The sequence below is a fragment of the Actinomadura monticuli genome (assembly GCF_041463655.1).
Classification (GTDB): Bacteria; Actinomycetota; Actinomycetes; order Streptosporangiales; family Streptosporangiaceae; genus Spirillospora; species Spirillospora monticuli.
This window is the reverse complement of the sequence record NZ_JAXCEI010000015.1, coordinates 46,471-64,975: the sequence shown is the minus strand read 5'-3', so window position 1 is coordinate 64,975 and position 18,505 is coordinate 46,471. Positions and strand designations below refer to the sequence as shown.

At 73.1% G+C, this 18,505-nt stretch carries 23 protein-coding genes; 14 read left to right on the top strand and 9 right to left on the bottom strand.

Annotated features, from left to right (window positions below):
- The first annotated feature begins 1 nt into the window (after position 1).
- The 3 genes from ehuC to ehuA are packed head-to-tail and all read left to right on the top strand — an operon-like array spanning position 2 to position 2,278.
- The gene (ehuC, locus tag SM611_RS28900) at positions 2-718 is read left to right on the top strand and encodes an ectoine/hydroxyectoine ABC transporter permease subunit EhuC (RefSeq protein ID WP_371953455.1); all 717 of its coding nucleotides are present in this window, start codon (positions 2-4) and stop codon (positions 716-718) included.
- The gene (gene ehuD, locus SM611_RS28895) at positions 718-1,371 is read left to right on the top strand and encodes an ectoine/hydroxyectoine ABC transporter permease subunit EhuD (RefSeq protein ID WP_371953454.1); all 654 of its coding nucleotides are present in this window, start codon (positions 718-720) and stop codon (positions 1,369-1,371) included. The genes ehuC and ehuD overlap by 1 nt, the downstream gene beginning before the upstream one ends.
- On the top strand, positions 1,358-2,278 hold the full coding sequence (gene ehuA / locus SM611_RS28890; protein WP_371953453.1) for an ectoine/hydroxyectoine ABC transporter ATP-binding protein EhuA: 921 nt from the start codon (positions 1,358-1,360) through the stop codon (positions 2,276-2,278). Before ehuD ends, ehuA begins: the two co-directional genes overlap by 14 nt.
- 79 nt (positions 2,279-2,357) lie before the next feature.
- On the opposite strand, the gene SM611_RS28885 is transcribed toward ehuA, so the two are convergent.
- Complete coding sequence (locus SM611_RS28885) at positions 2,358-2,483, bottom strand: hypothetical protein (RefSeq protein WP_371953452.1); 126 nt, start codon at positions 2,481-2,483, stop codon at positions 2,358-2,360.
- Positions 2,484-2,539: 56 nt separating this feature from the next.
- Between SM611_RS28885 and SM611_RS28880 the strand changes: the two genes are divergently transcribed.
- Genes SM611_RS28880 through SM611_RS28870 form a run of 3 tightly spaced genes read left to right on the top strand, consistent with a single transcriptional unit; the run spans position 2,540 to position 5,257 of the window.
- The gene (locus tag SM611_RS28880; protein WP_371953451.1) at positions 2,540-3,712 is read left to right on the top strand and encodes a thiolase family protein; all 1,173 of its coding nucleotides are present in this window, start codon (positions 2,540-2,542) and stop codon (positions 3,710-3,712) included.
- 2 nt (positions 3,713-3,714) lie between these two features.
- Entirely contained in the window at positions 3,715-4,086 is a 372-nt protein-coding gene (locus SM611_RS28875) for a Zn-ribbon domain-containing OB-fold protein (RefSeq protein ID WP_371953450.1), read from the top strand.
- A gap of 34 nt (positions 4,087-4,120) precedes the next feature.
- Entirely contained in the window at positions 4,121-5,257 is a 1,137-nt protein-coding gene (locus tag SM611_RS28870; RefSeq protein ID WP_371953449.1) for an NAD(P)H-dependent flavin oxidoreductase, read from the top strand.
- Between the two features lie 213 nt (positions 5,258-5,470).
- Here the strand turns inward: SM611_RS28870 and SM611_RS28865 are convergent, their stop codons facing one another.
- A complete protein-coding gene (locus SM611_RS28865) occupies positions 5,471-5,659 on the bottom strand; it encodes a hypothetical protein (protein ID WP_371953448.1) in 189 nt (62 codons plus the stop codon).
- Between the two features lie 491 nt (positions 5,660-6,150).
- On the bottom strand, positions 6,151-6,561 hold the full coding sequence (locus tag SM611_RS28860) for an ATP-binding protein (protein ID WP_371953447.1): 411 nt from the start codon (positions 6,559-6,561) through the stop codon (positions 6,151-6,153).
- A gap of 148 nt (positions 6,562-6,709) precedes the next feature.
- Between SM611_RS28860 and SM611_RS28855 the strand changes: the two genes are divergently transcribed.
- Both SM611_RS28855 and SM611_RS28850 read left to right on the top strand, forming a co-directional pair.
- A complete protein-coding gene (locus SM611_RS28855) occupies positions 6,710-7,561 on the top strand; it encodes a helix-turn-helix domain-containing protein (RefSeq protein ID WP_371953446.1) in 852 nt (283 codons plus the stop codon).
- A complete protein-coding gene (locus SM611_RS28850) occupies positions 7,558-7,758 on the top strand; it encodes a DUF397 domain-containing protein (RefSeq protein WP_371953445.1) in 201 nt (66 codons plus the stop codon). The genes SM611_RS28855 and SM611_RS28850 overlap by 4 nt, the downstream gene beginning before the upstream one ends.
- An 80-nt stretch (positions 7,759-7,838) precedes the next feature.
- On the opposite strand, the gene SM611_RS28845 is transcribed toward SM611_RS28850, so the two are convergent.
- Positions 7,839-8,516 (bottom strand): TetR/AcrR family transcriptional regulator, encoded by a 678-nt coding sequence (locus SM611_RS28845; RefSeq protein ID WP_371953444.1) that lies wholly within the window; start codon positions 8,514-8,516, stop codon positions 7,839-7,841.
- Between the two features lie 144 nt (positions 8,517-8,660).
- On the opposite strand from SM611_RS28845, the gene SM611_RS28840 reads away from it, so the two are divergent.
- A complete protein-coding gene (locus SM611_RS28840) occupies positions 8,661-9,071 on the top strand; it encodes an SgcJ/EcaC family oxidoreductase (protein WP_371953443.1) in 411 nt (136 codons plus the stop codon).
- A 40-nt stretch (positions 9,072-9,111) separates the two neighbouring features.
- Complete coding sequence (locus tag SM611_RS28835; protein ID WP_371953442.1) at positions 9,112-9,342, top strand: hypothetical protein; 231 nt, start codon at positions 9,112-9,114, stop codon at positions 9,340-9,342.
- Here the strand turns inward: SM611_RS28835 and SM611_RS28830 are convergent, their stop codons facing one another.
- Entirely contained in the window at positions 9,343-10,347 is a 1,005-nt protein-coding gene (locus SM611_RS28830; protein ID WP_371953441.1) for an ABC-2 transporter permease, read from the bottom strand.
- 99 nt (positions 10,348-10,446) lie between these two features.
- Between SM611_RS28830 and SM611_RS28825 the strand changes: the two genes are divergently transcribed.
- A complete protein-coding gene (locus SM611_RS28825) occupies positions 10,447-11,055 on the top strand; it encodes a TetR/AcrR family transcriptional regulator (protein ID WP_371953440.1) in 609 nt (202 codons plus the stop codon).
- Positions 11,043-11,942: an SDR family oxidoreductase gene (locus SM611_RS28820; protein ID WP_371953439.1), complete on the top strand. Its 900-nt coding sequence runs from the start codon at positions 11,043-11,045 to the stop codon at positions 11,940-11,942. The genes SM611_RS28825 and SM611_RS28820 overlap by 13 nt, the downstream gene beginning before the upstream one ends.
- Positions 11,943-11,946: 4 nt before the next feature.
- Here the strand turns inward: SM611_RS28820 and SM611_RS28815 are convergent, their stop codons facing one another.
- Together SM611_RS28815 and SM611_RS28810 are read right to left on the bottom strand one after the other, a co-directional pair.
- Complete coding sequence (locus SM611_RS28815; protein WP_371953438.1) at positions 11,947-12,918, bottom strand: CapA family protein; 972 nt, start codon at positions 12,916-12,918, stop codon at positions 11,947-11,949.
- A gap of 86 nt (positions 12,919-13,004) precedes the next feature.
- A complete protein-coding gene (locus tag SM611_RS28810; RefSeq protein WP_371953437.1) occupies positions 13,005-14,039 on the bottom strand; it encodes an SGNH/GDSL hydrolase family protein in 1,035 nt (344 codons plus the stop codon).
- 152 nt (positions 14,040-14,191) lie between these two features.
- On the opposite strand from SM611_RS28810, the gene SM611_RS28805 reads away from it, so the two are divergent.
- Positions 14,192-14,785, top strand: a complete 594-nt coding sequence (locus SM611_RS28805; protein WP_371953436.1) for a DUF4126 domain-containing protein — start codon at positions 14,192-14,194, stop codon at positions 14,783-14,785.
- On the opposite strand, the gene SM611_RS28800 is transcribed toward SM611_RS28805, so the two are convergent.
- Both SM611_RS28800 and SM611_RS28795 read right to left on the bottom strand, forming a co-directional pair.
- A complete protein-coding gene (locus tag SM611_RS28800) occupies positions 14,763-15,260 on the bottom strand; it encodes a GNAT family N-acetyltransferase (protein ID WP_371953435.1) in 498 nt (165 codons plus the stop codon). The two genes, SM611_RS28805 and SM611_RS28800, sit on opposite strands and share 23 nt — an antisense overlap.
- A gap of 215 nt (positions 15,261-15,475) precedes the next feature.
- Positions 15,476-17,515 (bottom strand): HEAT repeat domain-containing protein, encoded by a 2,040-nt coding sequence (locus tag SM611_RS28795; RefSeq protein ID WP_371953434.1) that lies wholly within the window; start codon positions 17,513-17,515, stop codon positions 15,476-15,478.
- Between the two features lie 94 nt (positions 17,516-17,609).
- Here SM611_RS28795 and SM611_RS28790 point away from each other — a divergent pair, with 94 nt between their 5' ends.
- Positions 17,610-18,446 carry a GNAT family N-acetyltransferase gene (locus SM611_RS28790; RefSeq protein ID WP_371953433.1) on the top strand — a complete coding sequence of 279 codons (837 nt, stop codon included), beginning with the start codon at positions 17,610-17,612 and terminating at the stop codon, positions 18,444-18,446.
- Positions 18,447-18,505: the final 59 nt, after the last annotated feature.

Sequence of the window (18,505 nt, the reverse complement as noted above, 5' to 3'; positions counted from 1 at the left end):
CGTGTCCGACGTCCTCGACAGCTACCCCCAGTGGCTGGACGGCGCGTGGGTCACGGTCCGCCTCACCCTGCTCGGCGGCGCGCTGGCGCTGGTGCTCGCCCTGCTCTTCGGCATGGCGGGCACCTCACGCCACGCGTGGGTGCGCGTCCTGAACCGCGTGTACGTGGAGTTCTTCCGCGGCAACGCGACACTCGTCCTGCTGTTCTGGTTCTTCTACGCGCTGCCGCTCATCGGCCTGCGCTTCACCACGATGTTCGCGGCCGTGCTGGCCCTCGGCCTGAACGTCGGCGCCTACGGCGCGGAGGTGGTGCGCGGCTCGATCAACGCCGTCCCGAAGGCGCAGTACGAGGCGACGATCGCGCTGAACTTCACCCCGTTCCAGCGGATGCGGCGCGTCCTGCTCCCGCAGGCGTTCGCGCTGATGCTGCCGCCGTTCGGCAATCTGCTCATCGAGCTGATGAAGGGAACGGCGATCGTGTCCCTGGTCGGGCTCGTCGACCTGACCCGCGTCTCGAAGAACATCCAGGGCAGCACCGGCGAGACCGTCGCGGCGTTCTCGATGGTCCTCGTCCTGTACTTCGTCGTCGCGCAGGTGCTGCAGCTGTTCGTCCGCTACGCCGAGCGCCGCGTGGACCGCATGCTCGGCCGCCGGCTGCCCAGTGAGCCGTCGCTCGGGACGATCGCGGCGGGCGCGCCCGGGGCGGGGGTGACGGGCTGATGACCTGGGACTGGCAGTACTCCGGGGACATCCTCCCCGACCTGCTGAGCGGCCTGCGCTACACGGTCATCGCGACGCTCGCCGGCTACGTGATCGCGATCGTCCTCGGGCTGGTGTGGACGCTGCTGCGCCGCTCCCCGAGCCGGGTCTTCAACCAGGCGATCCGGTGGATCACCGAGTTCATCCGGTCGACGCCGCTGATCCCGCAGCTGTACTTCGTGTTCTTCGTCCTGCCCGCCTGGGGCATCACGATCGGGTCGCTCACCGCGGGCATCATCACGCTCGGGGTGCACTACTCGACCTACACGGCCGAGGTGTACCGGGCCGGGATCGCGGACGTGCCGAAGGGGCAGTGGGAGGCGTGCACCGCGCTGAACCTGCCGCGGTCGCGGGTGTGGCTGGACGTGATCCTGCCGCAGGCGATCCGCCGCGTGATCCCGACGCTCGGCAACTACCTGATCGCGATGTTCAAGGACTCGCCGATGCTGCTGGCCATCAACGTCGCGGAACTGCTGTTCTCCGCGTACAAGGTCGGTTCGCAGAGCCTGCAGTTCCTGGAGCCGATCACGATCGTCGGCCTGTTGTTCGTCGTGGTCAGCGTCATATCCTCGATACTCGTCCGCCGCTTGGAGAGGCGCTATGCCACCATCTGACACACCGGAAGCCCCCAAGGACGCCCAGCGGGACACGGCGGCGGAACCCGCGCCGGACGTCGTCACCGAGAAGGGCGACGTCACCGAGAAGGGCGACGCGCCCGGAGGAGGGCCCGCGGCGGAACTGCCGCAGAGCGGCGCGCCGGGAATCCGCTTCGAGAAGGTGGTCAAGCGGTTCGGCTCCAACGTCGTCCTGCGCGAGCTCGACTTCACCGTGGCGCCCGGCGAGCGCGTGACGCTCATCGGGCCGAGCGGGTCGGGCAAGACCACGATCCTGCGGCTGCTGATGACGCTGGAGACGCTCGACGAGGGCGTCATCTGGATCGGCGACGAGACGCTGTGGCACATGGATCGGGGCGGCAAGCGCGTGCCGGCCAACCAGAAGCACCTGCACGAGATGCGCAAGCAGGTCGGCATGGTGTTCCAGCAGTTCAACCTGTTCCCCAACATGAACGTGCTGCGCAACCTCACCGAGGGGCCGGTGCGCGTGCTGGGGGTCTCCAAGGACGAGGCGGTCGAGCGCGCCAAGGGCCTGCTGGACCTGGTGGGCCTCGCCGACAAGGAGAACGCGCATCCGACGCAGCTGTCGGGCGGGCAGCAGCAGCGGGTGGCGATCGCGCGGGCGCTCGCCATGCAGCCGAAGGTGCTGCTGCTGGACGAGGTCACCTCCGCCCTGGACCCCGAGCTCGTCGTCGGCGTCCAGGACCTGCTGCGCGACATCGCCCGGCAGAGCGACCTCACCATGCTGTGCGTCACCCACGAGATGGCCTTCGCCAAGGACATCTCCAACCGGGTCCTGATGTTCGACCAGGGCCAGATCGTGGAGGAGGGCCCGCCGGACCAGATCTTCGGCGAGCCGTCCGAGCAGCGCACCCGGGAGTTCCTGCAGGCCGTCCTGGCCTCGTAGGCCCCCGGCACGCCGGCGCCCGCCGCCCGCGTCCCCGTCGCCCCGGGGACGCGGGCGGCCCTCGTCTCGGCGCGGTGGTTCAGGCGAGGCCCGGCCAGGCGGCGGCGATGATCTGCGTCCAGTCGGGCACGGGGGCGCCGACGCCGTGCCGGCGGGCGAGGTCGGCGGGGAAGCCGCCCATCGGGGCCTTCTCACCCCGGCGCATCCTGCACCGAATGTCGTTCGGTACCGTGGTGCGCACGGGACGAGGAGAGCGAGGCGATGGGCATTTCGACGGGCACTTCGATCGTGGGGCTCGGCATGACCGAGCTCGGCAAGGTGTACGGGCGGAGCCCGCGGCGGCTCGCCGCGGACGCGGTGCGGCTCGCCGCGCAGGACGCCGGACTCGAACTCGGCGACCTGGACGGGCTCCTGGTCAGCCACGGAATGGGCGGCTCCCCCGGCATCGAGCTGGCCGGCACGCTGGGGCTGCGCGACCTGCGGCTGCTGTCGCAGGTCAACTCGTTCGGCGCGACGGCGGGGGCGATGGTGTCCTACGCGGCGATGTCGGTGCTGAGCGGGAACGCCACCACCGTCGCCTGCGTGTTCGCCGACGCGCCGCTCAAGCCGAAGCAGTCGGCGGGCTCGGCCTACAACCGGGACGCCCGCGAGTGGTACGGGTTCAGTGGGATGACGGCCGCGCTCGGGCTGCGCAGCGTCAACTCGTTCTACGCGCTCGCCACGCAGCGGCACATGGCCCGGTACGGGACGACCAGCGAGCAGCTCGGCGCGATCGCCGTCGCGACCCGCGAGTGGGCGTCGCGCAACCCGCTCGCCCAGATGCGCGACCCGATCACCCTAGAGGACCACCAGAACTCCCGCTGGGTGTCGGAGCCGCTGCACCTGCTGGACTGCTGCCTCGTCTCCAACGGCGCGATCGCCGTCATCGTGACGAGCGACGACCGGGCCCGCGACCTGGCCCGTCCGCCCGTCCGGCTGTGGGGGTGGGGGCAGGGGCATCCCGGGCACCGCAAGGAGCGCGGCAGCGACTTCGGCCTGACGACCGGCGCCGCCTCCTCGGGCGCGACGGCGATGAAGATGGCCGGGATCACCACGTCCGACGTCGACATCTGCGAGCTGTACGACTGCTACACCTACACGGTCCTCGTGTCGCTGGAGGACTACGGGTTCTGCGCCAAGGGCGAGGGCGGCGCGTTCGCCGCGTCCGGTGCGCTCGGACCCGGCGGGTCGCTGCCGACCAACACCGGCGGCGGGCAGCTGTCGGCGTACTACATGTGGGGCATGACCCCGCTGTCGGAGGCCGTGATCCAGGCGCGCGGGGACGGCGGCGAGCGGCAGGCGCCCGCCAACGACGTGATCCTCGTCAGCGGGAACGGCGGCATCCTCGACCACCACTCCACCCTGATCGTCAGCCCGCACCGGAAGGGGGCCTAGCCATGGAGATCGGCGTTCTGCGGCGAGACGGGCGCACCGACCCGTTCTTCGACGGCACCGCGTCCGACCGGCTGGTCGTCAAGCGCTGCGAGGCGTGCGACCAGTGGTTCGCGCCGGACGCGTCCGGCTGCCCGGGCTGCGGCGAGGAGGACCTCGGCTGGGCGGAGGCGAGCGGCGAGGCGACCCTCGTGACCTGGACCGTCCTGCCCAAGGACCCGCCGGCCTACCTGGCGCTGGTCGAGCTGGCCGAGGGACCGTGGCTGCACGCCCGCCTGGACGGCGTGACCCGCGACGGCCTCCGCGAGGGCCTGCCCCTGCGGGCGGCCTTCGAGCACCCCGCCGAGGGCGAGTCCTACATCCTGTTCCGCCCCTAGACCGAATGACATTCGGTCCGTTAGCGTCGGAGCCATGAACACCGAGGTCTGCAAGCGATTCGGCATAGAGTTCCCGCTCTTCGCCTTCAGCCACTGCCGCGACGTCGTCGCCGCCGTCACCAACGCCGGCGGCTTCGGCGTCCTCGGGGCGGTGGCCTACACGCCCGAGCGGCTCGAAGAGGAGCTGCGCTGGATCGACGACCACGTGAACGGCCGCCCCTACGGCGTCGACGTGCTCGTCCCCGGCAAGATCGACAAGTCCGCGGAGAGCGGCGGCGGCCTCGACGCCATGCTCGCCGCCATCCCGGAGGAGCACTGGACGTTCCTCACCGGCCTGTTCGACAAGTACGACGTCCCGCTGCCCGACTTCGAGAAGACGAAGCACTCGAACGCGCGCGGCGGCACGCAGGTCACCAAGAAGGGCGCGACCGAGCTGATCGACGTGTCGCTCGCGCACCCCATCGGCCTCATCGCCAGCGCCCTCGGCACCCCTCCCCCGCTCATGGTGGAGAAGGCCCGCGAGGCGGGCGTCCCCGTCGCCGCGCTGGTCGGGACGTCCGAGCACGCCCGCCGCCAGGTCGCCGCGGGCGCCGACCTGATCATCGCGCAGGGCGGCGAGGCGGGCGGCCACACCGGCGAGATCTCCACGATGGTCCTGGTCCCCGAGGTGGTCGACACGGTCGCGCCGGTGCCCGTCCTCGCCGCCGGCGGCATCGCCACCGGACGCCAGATGGCCGCCGCGCTCGCCCTCGGCGCGTCCGGCGTCTGGTGCGGCTCGGTCTGGCTCACCACGGAGGAGGCGGAGACGTCCCCGGCGGTCAAGGAGAAGATGCTCGCCGCCACGTCCCGCGACACGATCCGGTCCCGGTCCCGCACCGGCAAGCCCGCCCGCCAGCTCCGCTCCGCCTGGACGGACGAGTGGGAGGGCCCCGCGAGCCCCGGCCCGCTCGGCATGCCGCTGCAGATGATCGTCGCCGAGGGCGCGATGCGGCAGATCACCAAGGTGGCCGAGTCCGGCAACCCCGGCGCCCGCGCCCTCGCCAACTACTTCGTCGGCCAGTGCGTCGGCCTGATGAACACCGTCAAGCCCGCCCGCCAGGTCGTCTACGACATGGTCGAGGAGTTCGCCGGCGCCGTGGAGCGCCTCAACGCCATCACCGAAGAGGACTGAACGACCGAAACCGGCCGCGACGCCATGGCGTGATTCGGTCATCACGCCATGGCGTCGCGGCGATCATCGCCCTACGCTTTCCCCCCGACACGAGATCCCCCGCCCGGGAAGGCCAGCCGTGGGCAACCCGCGACACCCCGAGTCCGGACGCGGGCTCCTCGCGCTGTTCGACTGGATGTCCGGACGGCTGCCGTGGCGGCTGGACTCCCGGCCCTACCCCGTCATCGTCCTGGAACCGGCCGACGGGCCGGACGCGCCCGCCGGGCACCTCGACGAGCTGAAGCGGCTCGCCGCCGAGATCGGGCTGCCCGCGATCGCCCCCGACCTCGCCGCGGGCGGCGCGGACACCGCCGCGATCGGCCTGGTCGACACGATCTCCCAGCCGCTCACCTGGACCCACACCCGGTCGCCGTTCGGCCGGCTGCGCTTCCCCCGCTCCGACCTCGTCCGGACGATCCAGGCCGCGGCCGCCGAACCCGGCCCGGACGGCTCCCCCGCCCCGCCCCCGTACCGCCGCTCCCCCGTCGCCGCCGTCGACCGCTGGAACGACAGCGCCCGGCTGCCAGGCGGCGCAGAACGCCTTCGCGGGCCTCGGCCTGACCGCCGCCGGGACGCGCCCCGTGGCGGGCAGCCGCTCGGTGACGTCGGGGGCCGTCCTGCTGGAACTGCGCCACCTGTACGTCCGCAAGGCCGCGACGGGCGACATCGACTTCCGCGGCGACACGCACAAGGTGAACGGACCCGGCGACCGCGGCCTCACCCTGATCAAGGTCACGCCGAAGGACGGGACCCCGGTCTCCAGCCCGGTCTGCGGCCGAACGCGAGGCCGCCGAACGCGAAGCGGCCGAACGCGAGACCCTCGCCCGCGCCGTGCTCCCGGCCAGGGCCCGGAACTAGACCGACCGGAGCGGGGGCGGGCCGGCGAACCGCATCCACACCGTCGTCCTCTGCCCGTCCGTCCTGACGCCCCACGCCAGGGCGAGCGCATCGATGATGCGCAGCCCCCGGCCGTCCTCCGCCAGCGGATCGTCCCTCATCACCGGGCGCTCCCCCGACGCCCCGTCGTCGGTCACCTCGGCGACGACGTGCTCACCGTCGACCGAGAACAGCACCGTCACCCTCCCGCCCCGGCCGGACGCGGTGTGCTCGACCCCGTTCACGAACGCCTCGTTCACGCACGTCTGGACGTCGTCGAGCGACGGATGCCCCTCCCCCAGCACATCCCGCGCGAACACCCGCGCATACCTCGCCGACTGCTCCACACCCGGCAGCGTGAGCGCCGCGATGACCTCGCTGATCGCCATGAACACCCCTTCTCGTCGGGGCCCAGGTTCGTCAGCGCAGCGCACCCGCCACAACACGTTCCGCAGCCCCCGAAAGGACCTCTCACTAAAAATTCAGCGCACACCGGTTCTCCGGACATCTGACTCCGTAGCGTGACACGCTGACCACATGCCGGAAGCGACCCTCTCCACCACGCGCCGCCGCAAGATCGGAAGAGTGCTCCGCCGGCTCAGGGAGGAGTCCGGCTACACCCTCAAGACCGCGGGCAGGCACCTGGAGCGCTCGCCCTCGTCCCTCAGCCAGATCGAGAACGGCGTCCAGTGGCTGCGTCTCCGCGACCTCGGCTTCATCCTCGACCGGTACGACGTCCCGACGGACCTCCGCGCGGCCCTCATGACCCTCGCCGAGCAGGACCGCCAACCAGGCTGGTGGGACGCCTATAAGGACCTGGCCGCCCCCGAGGCCCTCGACCGCGTCTCCCTGGAACACGACGCCTCACGCATCATCACCACCGAGACGACGTTCATCCCCGGCCTCCTCCAGACCGAAAGCTACGCCCGCGCCGTCATCCGAGGTCTTACGTTGCGGCATTCGCCGACCGCCTTGGAACGCTACGTGGAATTCCGCCTCACCCGGCAGTGCATCCTCAACGAAGATGCGCTGATCAGCCTCGACGTCATCCTCGACGAGGCGGCCCTGCGCCGGGTGCGCGGCGGACGGGACGTCATGAGGTCCCAGCTCAGAAGACTCCTCAACCAGTCAGAACTCGACACAGTGGCATTGCACATCCTGCCGTTGTCCGTCGACGCAGGTCCCGCCTACGCCGGGCAGTTCCAACTTCTGGACATCGGCAACCGCATACTCAGCGCCGTACTGACCGACCATCCCACGGGCCAGTGGATCGCGGAGGACGACAAAGAAGTCGCCCAGTACCGGGACACGTTCGAGCAGGTCCGATCGTCCGCACTGTCAGAAGCCGCTTCGCGGGACATGATCCGCCGAATAGTGTCGGAACTATGAACGGTTCATGCCTGGTCCATGCGACGTGGCGCAAGAGCAGCCAGAGCGGCTCACAGGGAGCCGACTGCGTCGAGATAGCCCAAACCGCTGAAGTGGTTGCCGTGCGGGACTCCAAGGACCCGGACGGCCCCGTCCTCACCTTCGGGCCGCGGGCATGGAGCGCATTCCTCCACCACCTCAAAGCACAGAATCCCTGACCGCCCTCCGGCCGAGCAGAGGCGACACCGGCTCTCACACTTTGGAATCACATACCCGCGTCGTGTGACGCATCCGAGAATCAGCCGCTGGCGGGCGGGGGCGTCCAGCGTTCGGTGAGGAGCCGGGGCGAGGGCGGCGAGCCGGGGAGGGCGGAGTGCCGCCCGGCGCGCAGGCCGTCGACGGCGATCCCGACGAGCCTGCGGTGGGCCTCGGCCGCCGCTTCGAGCAGGTCGGTGCGGCCCTGCCGGCGGAGTTGCTCGACGGCGGGCGAACGGCCGAGCTGCTCAAGCAGCAGGAAGATGTCGGCGCTGGTGACGTCCGGCCGCAGCACCCCGGCCTCGTGGGCGCGGGCGATGAGCGCCTCGGTCAGCTCGTCCGAACGGGCGGACTTGGCCGCCATCGCGTCGGTGACCTCGATGGTCCCGGCGATGGGTCCCAGCGTGCCCTGCCCGTACTCGACACGCTCGGTGATGAAGCCCGTCAGGCCCCGCCATGGATCGTCTTCGGCCAGCCCGCGTTCGGCGGCCTCGATCCAGTGGTCGAGGGACAGCTCCGTCAGCCGCTGGAAGAGGTCCTCCTTGGTGCGGTAGCGGCGGTAGAGGCTGCCGATCCCCACCCCGGCGCGGGCCGCGATGGCCGCGACCGTGGCGTGGGCGCCGTCCTCGGCGAGCACCTCCCGTGCCGCCTGGAGCAGGGTGCGGTCGTTGCGTTCGGCCTCCGAACGGCGCGGGGCGCGGCGGCTGCGCTTCTCGGTCATGATCCCATCCTATTGCCGCGGAGCGGATCGCTCCGCTAGTGGCCGCCATCTCTTGCGGAGCGATTCGCTCCGCGATAGCCTCCTATCGGAGCAGATCGCTCCGTTTGGGGGGTCCGCGCGACCCCTGGGAAGGAGCAGCTCGCCATGGCGAACATCGACGCGGAGGCGGAGACCGCCGCCGTCCGACGGCTCGTCGCCGAAGTCCAGGAGCATCAGAACGATCTCGACCGCTTCCTCTCCCTCCACACGGCCGACACCAGCATCGTCAACTTCGTGGGACGCCGGGTCCGCGGCAAGGACGTCCTCCACCGGACCGCGAAGGCCGCCCTGGAGTCGCCGCTGGCGAAGGTGACCTCGACGGCCGAGATCGAGGACATCCGCTTCGTCCGGCCCGACGTGGCGATCGTGGCGGCCGTCAAGCGCGTGTTCGACGGGCGGGAGGACTCGCCGCCCGACGCCCTGCCCGCGTCCTCGGGATGGATCACCTACGTCGTGGCGAAGGAGCACGACGCCTGGCGCATCGTCTCCGCGCAGACCACCCCGATCATGGAGTGACCAGCCGCGCCCGCGACGCCCGCCCGCGACGGCCTTCCTGTTGCGCGTCCGCGACTCCCGAGCCCGGCCGTACTGGGACGACCTGTCGGCCGACGCCGCGCTCGGGGCCTCGTTCGACGCGCTGATGGGGCAGCGGCTGGAGGCCGAGGCGCCCGACGTGGCCGCGCCCCGGCCCGGTAACCTCGCGCGGCTCGCGCTCGATCGTCGAGTTGCACCCCGCCCGCTGAGCAGCGGTGGCGCGGCGTGGCGGTCCGGCCGCCCGGACGCCTGATCAGTCGCGGGCGGGGAAGCGCATCACCGGGTTGGTGCGGCCGGCCAGGGACAGGACCAGCGCGATCCCGGCGGCGGCCCATACGCCGAGGACGACCAGGGGCCGCGTCAGGGCGTGGCCGTCGAAGTAGACGGCGTTCCGCACGGCCTCCGTCGCGGCCCAGTTCGGCAGCCAGGGGCCGACGTCCCGCCAGAACCCCGGCAGGAACTGGAGCGGCCACGGGCCCCCGGCCGACGGGTTCCCCAGCACGACGAACACCAGGATCGTCAGCGCCGTCCCGATGATGCCGAGCAGGCTCTCGGCGGCGGCCGTCGCCACCGTCACCGCGAAGACGCACAGGGCGCCGACTCCCGCGAGCAGCCAGGGGGCGCCGGGCAGGTAGCCGTACCCGGTCTCCACGATCAGCGTCCCGGCCCCGCCCATGGCCGCCGCGTACACCGCGAAGGCCAGCACGCGGAGGGCGCCGTCCCGCGGCGTCCCGGCGGCCATGCCCCGGTAGAGCCCGAGGATCGCCGCGACCAGGTAGCCGCTGACGATCCATCCGATCACCAGGTAGAACGGGACGAGTCCCTCCGAGTCGCCGGCGTCGGCCGGCACCACGTCCCGCACGGACAGGCTCTTGCCGCCGGCCGCGGCGACGGGGCCGAACGCGCCGCGCAGGACGGTGACGGTCGTCGGGCCGAAGGCGGACGTGACGAGCAGCCGGCCCTGCTGCGGCAGGTAGGCGCCGTAGACGTCGCGGCGCCGGATCGCCCGGTCCGCGGCCCCGGCCGTCGGGTACGCGCGCGGGTCGATCGTGTCCCCCTCCCGGCGCAGCGCGGCCTCGACCCGGGCGGTGGCCTGCGGCGGGCCGACGACCGCCACCGGCACCCGGTGCGGGCGCGGCGCGTGGAGCCCGCCCACGTAGGACGCGATGAACGCCGCGCCGAGCACGAAGACGGCCAGCATGAACAGCGCGGCGACCGGATAGGAGACGACGCGTTCGGGCCGGTCCGACTCTCGCATTGCAGCGAGCTACCCTCAAGGCACGCTCAGTAACTCCACTTGCCGGATCGCGTCCTGGATGATTTTATAAATGCTCGTTCATTTATAAATGGGGGTGCGATGGCGGGACGGCCGCGCGGCGTGGACGACTCGGCGATCCTGCGGGCGGCGGCCGAGGTGGTCGGCCGGGCCGGCCCGGCGGGGCTCACGCTCGGCGCGGTGGCCCGGGAGGTCGGCCTCGTCCCGGGCACGCTCGTCCAGCGGTTCGGGTCCAAGCGCGGGCTCCTGGTGGCACTGGCCGCCCGGTCGGTCCAGGATCCCGAGGCGCTGCACGAGCGGGCGCGGGCCGGGCACTTGTCGGCGCTGGACGCGCTCATGGCGTTCGCCATCGGGTCGATGTCCGAGATGTCGACACCGGAGCGGTACGCCAACCATCTGGCCTTCCTGTGCATGGATCTCACCGACCCCGAACTCCACGAGCACGCCCTGGCCGTCCACCGCGCCAACGAGCAGGTGATCGGGATGCTGCTCGCCGAGGCCGTGGCGGCGGGCGAGCTCCGCGCCGGCACCGACGCCGGGGCGCTGGCCCGAACCGTCCGGGCCGTCATCGCGGGGGCCGGGCTGGCCTGGGCCCTCGACCGCGAGGGGACGCTGCCCGAGCGGCTCCGGCGGGAGATCGGCGCCGTCCTCGCACCGCACGTCCCTGAGGGGGAACCATGGGAACACTGACCGACCGGGTCGCGCTCGTCGCCGGGGCCACACGCGGAGGCGGCCGGGGCATCGCCGTCCAACTCGGGGCCGCCGGGGCGACCGTCTACGTGACCGGACGCAGCAGCCGGTCCGAACGCTCCGACCTCGACCGGCCCGAGACGATCGAGGAGACCGCCGAGCGGGTCACGGCCGCCGGCGGCACCGGGATCCCGGTGCGGGTCGACCACTCCCGCCCGGACGAGGTGCGCGCCCTGGCCGACCGCATCGCCGCCGAGCAGGACGGCCGGCTCGACGTCCTCGTCAACTCGGTGTGGGGCGGCGACCCGCTGACCGACTGGGAGCACCCGCTGTGGGAGCAGGACCTCGGCACCGGCCTGCGGCTGCTGCGGCAGGCGGTGGAGACCCACGTGATCACCAGCCGGTTCGCGCTTCCGCTGCTGGTCGCGCGGGGACGCGGCCTGGTGGTGGAGGTGACCGACGGCAACACCGCCCGCTACCGCGGCTCGTTCTTCTACGACCTGGCGAAGTCGTCGGTGATCCGGCTGGCGGTCGCGCAGGCCGCCGAGCTGAGGCCGCACGGGGTCGCGGCCGTCGCGCTCACGCCCGGATTCCTGCGGTCCGAGGCCGTCCTCGACCACTTCGGCGTCACCGAGGACAACTGGCGGGACGCCGTCGCCCGGGACCCGCACTTCGCCCACTCGGAGTCCCCCGCCTATGTCGGGCGGGCGGTCGCCGCCCTGGCCGCGGACCCCGGCGTCATGGCCAAGACGGGCCGGGCCCTCGCGACCTGGGGCCTCTACGCGGAGTACGGGTTCACCGACGCGGACGGCACCCGGCCCGACTTCGCCGCCCACTGGGCCGACGCGCTGGTCGACGAGTACGGGCCGCTCGGCGACCCGCTATGACCCGCTATGACCCGCCGGCCGCGACGACCAGCCGGCCGTCCCGCACGCTGACGTCCGTGCCGAAGGCGCCGCACGCCGCGATGAAACGGTCGGTGATCCAGGCGCGGTCGGCGCCGTCCGCCAGCCGGGGGCGGGCGAGGCCGAGGCGGAGCGGGACCGCCTCGATCCTGGACGGGCGGCCGCCGTCCACGGTGACCAGGAACATCAGGCCCAGATCGTTGCGGAGCCGGGCGTCGACCACGTAGTCGTCGATGAAGTCGCCCATGTCGAAGACCACCGGCCAGGCGACGCCGTGGAACACGTGCGCCGAGCTCCCCGCGACGAGCGAGGCGCCCGCGTCCACCAGGGACCGGGCCGCCCGGCGGACGTAGCGCAGCGGTTCCCGCGTCATGTTCGGGCCCCAGTGCGGCATGACCAGCACGGCGTCGGCCTCGTCCCGCAGCCGGCGGACCAGCCGCACCAGGTCGTCCGGGACCCCGGCGCGAAGATCGGCGTAGGCGACGCCGGGCCGGCCGGGCCCCGCGGCGAAGTCGGCCGGATGATCGGTGACGCCGACCAGCGCGACCCGCGTGCCCCCCGCCTCCAGGATGGCGGGTTCGCGGGCCGCCGCGGCGTCCGCGCCCGCGCCGACCGTGCGGATCCCCGCCCGTCCCAGGAGGGTGAGAGTGTCCGCCAGGGCGTCCGCGCCGAAGTCGAGGGCGTGGTTGTTGGCGAGCGTCACGCAGTCGACGCCCAGGTCGGCGAGGGCTTCGGCGGCGGCCGGCGGGGCCCGGAAATGGAATGGCTTGCCCGGCGCGTCCCATGGGCGTCCGCGCTCGGAGACGCAGCATTCCAGGTTCAGCAGCGCGAGATCGGCCCCGGCGAAGGCCTCGCGCACGCCGTCCGAGAACAGCCCGTGCGGGCCCGACACGGCGATCTCCTCCGCCACGCCCCGGCCCAGCATGGTGTCCCCGGCGAGCGCCACCGTGATGGGCATGCCCTAGCCGTACCCACGCGCCCGGCGACGAGTCGGTGCCGCGCCGGAAAGGAGGTCCAGGACCGCGCGGCGGTCGCCGTCTCCCGCTAGGAGAGGGGGCGGCCCGGCCCCTTCTTGATCTGGGCGATGAACAGCTGCGCCAGGGCGTGCTGCCCCGCGACCGTCGGATGGTAGCTGCGCGGCTCGGCCTCGAGCGCCGGCAGGTTCACCGTCAGGCCGTTCATGTACGCGTCCCGGCTGCCCACCTCGTGCCCGGCGAAGGCGCTGTAGGCGTCGACGAACTCGACGCTCCCGTGGCCGCGCGTGGCCGCCTTGCGCGCGTCCGCCTCCTGGACGGCCTGCCGGATCAGCTGCCCCAGGTCGTAGGCGCGGGCGTTGAGCCAGCGCTGGTCCGACACCGTGATGTTGTCCCCGTCCACGCCGCTCACCTCGGAGAACGCCTTCGGGTAGCCCATCACGATCACCCGGGCGTAGGGCGCCCTCGCGGTGATCTCGGCGAGCAGGGCCGGGAGGTTCTGCCGCAGGTCGCTCATCTTCCCGGCGATCTCCCCGCCCTGGGCGGCGCAGCCCTTGCTCCACGGCAGCCGGACGACGCACCCGGCAAGCACCGTGGAGAACCCGACGTCGTTGCCGCCGATGCTGATCGTGATCAGGCTGGTGTCGCGCCCGATGCGCCCGATCTGCGGGGGCTCGCCGCCGTGACCGTCCAGGACATCGCGGGTCTTGGCGCCGGAGCAGGCCCAGAACGAGGTGCCCTTCGCGAACCGGAACGCATGGGCGACCTCGTTGTAGTACGCCTTGGACGTGCGATGGCAGCGCTCCAGGGGGTTGTGGTCGGCGGGGGTCGCCTCCGCGCCCACGCCCGCCGAGTAGGAGTCCCCGAGCGCGGCGTAGGAGCCCCGCGTCGCCACGTCGAGCGGCGTCGGCGCCCTCTCGGCCGCGACCGGGTCGGCGCGCTTCTCCTGGACGGGCGTCCGGCATCCGCTGCCGAAGACCTCGCAGCGCGCCGCCGGCAGCGCCACCACCGGAAGGACGGCCAGCACCAGCAGTGCCACCAGCAGGAGGAGTGCGGCCCTCCGTTCGCCGAGGCGGTCCCGCACCCATGCCACCGGGCTGATCATCGTCCTCCTCGTCGTCCATGGGGCAAGACGTCCGCGGGCCGTTCCGGGTTCCCGCCTTTACATTGTAGATCTTCTACTGGAACGCGGGCGGGAGACCGTGCGTCCAAAGACCAACGGTAGGTCAAGTAGGGACGAGTCAGCGGGAGGGACCCATGCTCGCGGCACTGACCGGCTTCGGCCTCTCCGCGGCCGCCGGTCTCAACGCCTTCATCCCCTTGCTGGTCGTCGGCCTGATCGCCCGCTACAGCGACCTGGTCCGGCTGCCCGCCGAGGCCGGCTGGCTGACCGACGGGCGGGTCCTCGCCGGACTGGCCGTCCTGCTGGCCGCCGAGGTCGTCCTCGACAAGGTGCCGGTCGTGGACAGCGTCAACGACGCCGTCCAGACGTTCGTCCGGCCCGCCGCCGGAGGCGCGGTCTTCGCCGCCACCGACGCCGCCGGAAAGGTCGACTCCTCCGCGTTCATGCGGGACCACGCGTGGATCGGCTGGGGTCTCGGCATCGCCGTGGCGCTGATCGTCCACGCCGCGAAGGCGTCCGTGCGGCCGGTGGCGAACGCGGGCACGATGGGTGCCGGAGCGCCCGTCCTGAGCACCGTCGAGGACGTCGCGTCCCTGGTCATGAGCGTGCTGGCGGTCCTCGCCCCGGTCATCGGGCTCGTCGCGGCGGTCCTCACGGGATACGCGGGCTTCCGCCTGTACCGCCGGCGGCGACGGCGGCGCGCCGCTACGCGATCGGCGCCCACATGACGACGCGCGGCCCCAGCTCGTGCAGGCCGGCCTCGATCTCGGCGTCCCAGTAGGACCGGATCCCGCTCCCCCACCGCTCCTCGGGCAGCTCGGCGAACCCGTGGCGGGCGTACCAGGGGCCGTTCCACGGGACGTCCCGGAACGTCAGCAGGCTGACGCCGGGCGAGCCGGCCGCCGCCGCGCGCGCCACGACCTCGTCCAGCAGAGCGGCGCCGATCCCCCGTCCCACCAGGTCGCCGCGCACCGAGATCTGCTCCAGGTGCGCCGCGCCGTCGACCTCCTCGACCGCCGCGAACCCCACCGGCGGATCGCCCGCCACCACGATCTCCGCGTCCTTGCCGATCAACTGCTCGACCACGGTCGGGCCCGGCGGGAACACGATCCCGATCTCCCCGAACATCGGGTCGCCCGAGTTCTCGATGTCCGCCAGAACCGGCAGATCGGCGGGCCGCGCCGGCCGAACCTCGTACTCCATCCCGCGATCGTAGGCCGCGCCGCCGCCCGGCGCCTCCCGTACGCCCGGGCACCGGCCGGGGTGCCGCCACGACCTGATCGCGTCAGGAGTAGAAGCGGCCGTGCCAGCCCGCGGGCGCCGTACCGGGCGCCGAGGAGGTTCCGCAGAGGGCGCCGGTGGAGTCGCTGTCGCCGGAGTGCTCGACCGCGAGCAGCGGCCCCCGCGGGTCGGGCGGGTCAGTACTCGGTGGAGGCGAGCAGCGCGGCGGCGAGGCCGCGCATCTCGCGGTCCTCGGAGAAGCTGCGCCAGCCGCCGGAGCAGCGGTGCCGCCGGTCGGCCTCCAGGATCGTCCGGAGCTCCCGCCGGTGACCGTTCGGGGCGGTGCCGAGGGCGGCGAGATCGCGGACGGCCTCCCAGCTCGCCGGGTGGTGGACGCCCTCCGCGATGTGGTCGAGAACGCGGGCCAGCATGCCGGCCCAGGTCGACGGCCTGCCGGTGATCCTGCCCATCGCGTACGCGGCCTTGTACCGGACCCGCTCGCGGTTGGAGTCCAGGAAGGACCGCACCCACCCCTCACACGCGGCGGCGTGCGGCCCCAGCTCCGCGATGTACGGCAGGATCCGATCCGGCAGGCCGCGCGGGCCCGCCAGGGCGCTCACCAGGCCGGCGAGGCGCGCCGGATCACCGGTGATCTTCCAGTGCGCCCGGGCGAAGGCCAGGTCCCGGAATTCGTCGATCGGGCGGCCCGACCTGGCGGTACGCCGCATCGCCTCCTCGATGACCGGGAGGGCGTCCCCGGCCGCCGGCCCCATCGCCGCGAGCGCCTCCACCGCCGGTACCGCCAACCTGCTCCCGAGCAGGCCGGTCAGTTCCGGGACGGCCGGTGCGCCCTCCTCCTCCCACAGCCCGACCAGCCGGACCAGGCACGCCTCCGCGCGGGAGGGCCGCGCCCGCATGTGGGCCTGCGGCGGCGTCTCGGGGACGTCGGCGAGCCGGTCGCGGATCACCGGGAGCAGTGCCGCGGCATGGTCGCGGAGCGGGGCCAGGACGTCCGCGGCGCCGGGCAGGCGGGCCGGGTACCAGGTGCCGGCGGAGCCGCCCAGGTCGCCCGGGCCGTAGACGAGGCCCTCGGCTCCGAGCCGCTCGACCAGCCGCGGCAGGCACCGCGGGTCGCCGTGCCACGCCAGGCCCCAGGCGGCCACGTCGGCGATCCGGTCGTCGGTCGAGGAGTGCAGCCGCCGGTCGTCGTCCAAGGCGGCGGCGAGCAGTTCCGTGTGGGCGGCGGCGTCCGGGCCCATCGCCGCGATCACGTGCAGGGCGTGCAGGCGGTCTTCCACCGCCTCGTCCGCCGCGCGTTCCGCCAGGACCGGCAGCAGCTCTGCGGACGCGGACCGCCACCCGGCGGCCAGGGCCGCCGCGACCTTGATCGCCTCGCTCCGCCGGTCGGGGTCACGGTGGTGCGCGAGCACCGCGCACAGGCGGGTGCGGGTGACGAGATCCTCCGCGAGCCGCTCGTCGACCCAGTGGACGAGCTGCCGCGACGTTCCGCCGTACGAGGGGATGACATAGGGCGGCTCCAGGTCGGGGATGTACCGCCACACCTCGACGTCGGGTTCGCTCAGCGCCCGGATCACCGCGTCGGGGTCGGCGCGATCGGCCTCGACAAGGCGGGCCAGGGAGATCGACGCCGCCATCCTGGCGTGCGGGCTCCCGTGGGCGGCCCTTTCGCGGAGCCAGATCAGCGCCTCGGGCAGGACGGCGGCCGAGCAGAGTCCCGCGAGGTCCGCCACGGCCAGCACGGCGCAGAGCCGTACCGCCTCGTCGTCGTCCTCGTCCCATGCCTCGCACAGCGCGCTCACCGCCAGGTCCGGGTCGCCGACCGCCGACGCGAGCGCGCGGGTCGACGCCAGCCGCACCTCGGCCTCCGGGGCGGCGAGCAGCACGGCGAGGTCCGGCAGGACGCCCCGCAGCGCGGGGTCCCACTCCGGGTCCTCGTGGTCGTTCGCCTCGCGGCTCAGCCGCGCCAGCAGGTTGAGCGCGTCGACGCGGACGTCCTCCTCGCCTGATCCGGCCAGCTCGACCAGGAACGGCAGCGCCGGTATCGCCTCCGCGTACAGCGAGCGGGGCAGGAAGAAGGCGTCGTCCGCGTTGCGCGGGTTCTCGGCCCTGTCGGCCTGCACGGCCAGCTCCCGGACCACGTCGAGCAGCGGACCGGCCGTTCCGCAGGCGCGTTCCAGCCTGGCCAGGTCGATGTCGCCGGATTCCCGCAGGGCCACACGCGCGATGCTGCCACGGTTCCGGGCGTCCGTCGCGCGGTTTTCCGCCGGAAACCGGGATGCGGGCGGCGCGGCGGCAGGGGCATGCTCGGGTATGGCCTGGACACTCGCCGACGATCTTGAGAGCTTCCTCGCGCGGGCGGGCGGCTTCCTGCGGGCCGATCCCGTCGCGAACACGGTGCCGCTGACCGTGACCGAGTCCATGCGCGTCCAGGGCCCCGGGCTCTTCGGGGACGCGCTGCTCGGGTGGTGGACGGCGGGCGGGCAGGTCGCGGGCGCGTGCCTGTGGACCGGCGCGCACCCGCCGATGCTGAGCGCGATGCCGGAGGCGGCGGCCGCGGAACTTGCGGACGCACTGGCCGGACGGGGGGCGAGGGTGTCCGGCGTCAACGGGGCACCGCAGGCCGTCGAGGCGTTCACGGACGCGTGGACGAAGAGGACCGGGGCGGCGAGCAGCGTCGCGATGCGGCAGCGGCTCTACCGGCTCGACGGCCTGGACGCCCCCGCCCCGCCGCCCGAGGGCGCCGCGCGGGTGGCGGGCGGTGGCGACCGCGGGCTGGCGATGGAGTGGTTCACCGCGTTCCATACGGACGCCGGGCAGCCCGCTCGCGCGAATCCCGGGCTGGTCGACGGCAGGATCGCGGCGGGCGGGCTCATGTTCTGGGAGATCGGCGCCAGGCCGGTGGCCATGGCGGGACGGACCGAGGTCGTCGCGGGCATGGCGAGGGTCGCGCCCGTGTACACGCCGGCGGAGCACCGGCGCCGCGGCTACGGGGCGGCGATCACCGCCGCCGTCACCCGCTCCGCGCTCGACGCGGGCGCCGAGCACGTCGTGCTCTTCACCGACCTCGCCAACCCGACCAGCAACGGCATCTACCAGCGCCTCGGCTACCGCCCCGTCGAAGACCGGCTCGTCCTCGCCTTCACGTAGGCGCCATCCAGGCCGGGCCCACCTGACACCGGGCCCACCTGACACCGGACCTACTTGAC

What these genes read in the sequence shown, in the direction of transcription:
- ehuD (WP_371953454.1), top strand. Translation starts at nt 718, where the DNA reads ATGACCTGGGACTGGCAGTACTCCGGGGACATCCTCCCCGACCTGCTG.
- ehuA (WP_371953453.1), top strand. Translation starts at nt 1,358, where the DNA reads ATGCCACCATCTGACACACCGGAAGCCCCCAAGGACGCCCAGCGGGAC.
- SM611_RS28885 (WP_371953452.1), bottom strand. Translation starts at nt 2,483, where the DNA reads ATGCGCCGGGGTGAGAAGGCCCCGATGGGCGGCTTCCCCGCCGACCTC.
- SM611_RS28880 (WP_371953451.1), top strand. Translation starts at nt 2,540, where the DNA reads ATGGGCATTTCGACGGGCACTTCGATCGTGGGGCTCGGCATGACCGAG.
- SM611_RS28875 (WP_371953450.1), top strand. Translation starts at nt 3,715, where the DNA reads ATGGAGATCGGCGTTCTGCGGCGAGACGGGCGCACCGACCCGTTCTTC.
- SM611_RS28870 (WP_371953449.1), top strand. Translation starts at nt 4,121, where the DNA reads ATGAACACCGAGGTCTGCAAGCGATTCGGCATAGAGTTCCCGCTCTTC.
- SM611_RS28860 (WP_371953447.1), bottom strand. Translation starts at nt 6,561, where the DNA reads ATGGCGATCAGCGAGGTCATCGCGGCGCTCACGCTGCCGGGTGTGGAG.
- SM611_RS28855 (WP_371953446.1), top strand. Translation starts at nt 6,710, where the DNA reads ATGCCGGAAGCGACCCTCTCCACCACGCGCCGCCGCAAGATCGGAAGA.
- SM611_RS28850 (WP_371953445.1), top strand. Translation starts at nt 7,558, where the DNA reads ATGAACGGTTCATGCCTGGTCCATGCGACGTGGCGCAAGAGCAGCCAG.
- SM611_RS28845 (WP_371953444.1), bottom strand. Translation starts at nt 8,516, where the DNA reads ATGACCGAGAAGCGCAGCCGCCGCGCCCCGCGCCGTTCGGAGGCCGAA.
- SM611_RS28840 (WP_371953443.1), top strand. Translation starts at nt 8,661, where the DNA reads ATGGCGAACATCGACGCGGAGGCGGAGACCGCCGCCGTCCGACGGCTC.
- SM611_RS28830 (WP_371953441.1), bottom strand. Translation starts at nt 10,347, where the DNA reads ATGCGAGAGTCGGACCGGCCCGAACGCGTCGTCTCCTATCCGGTCGCC.
- SM611_RS28825 (WP_371953440.1), top strand. Translation starts at nt 10,447, where the DNA reads ATGGCGGGACGGCCGCGCGGCGTGGACGACTCGGCGATCCTGCGGGCG.
- SM611_RS28820 (WP_371953439.1), top strand. Translation starts at nt 11,043, where the DNA reads ATGGGAACACTGACCGACCGGGTCGCGCTCGTCGCCGGGGCCACACGC.
- SM611_RS28815 (WP_371953438.1), bottom strand. Translation starts at nt 12,918, where the DNA reads ATGCCCATCACGGTGGCGCTCGCCGGGGACACCATGCTGGGCCGGGGC.
- SM611_RS28810 (WP_371953437.1), bottom strand. Translation starts at nt 14,039, where the DNA reads ATGATCAGCCCGGTGGCATGGGTGCGGGACCGCCTCGGCGAACGGAGG.
- SM611_RS28805 (WP_371953436.1), top strand. Translation starts at nt 14,192, where the DNA reads ATGCTCGCGGCACTGACCGGCTTCGGCCTCTCCGCGGCCGCCGGTCTC.
- SM611_RS28800 (WP_371953435.1), bottom strand. Translation starts at nt 15,260, where the DNA reads ATGGAGTACGAGGTTCGGCCGGCGCGGCCCGCCGATCTGCCGGTTCTG.
- SM611_RS28790 (WP_371953433.1), top strand. Translation starts at nt 17,610, where the DNA reads ATGGCCTGGACACTCGCCGACGATCTTGAGAGCTTCCTCGCGCGGGCG.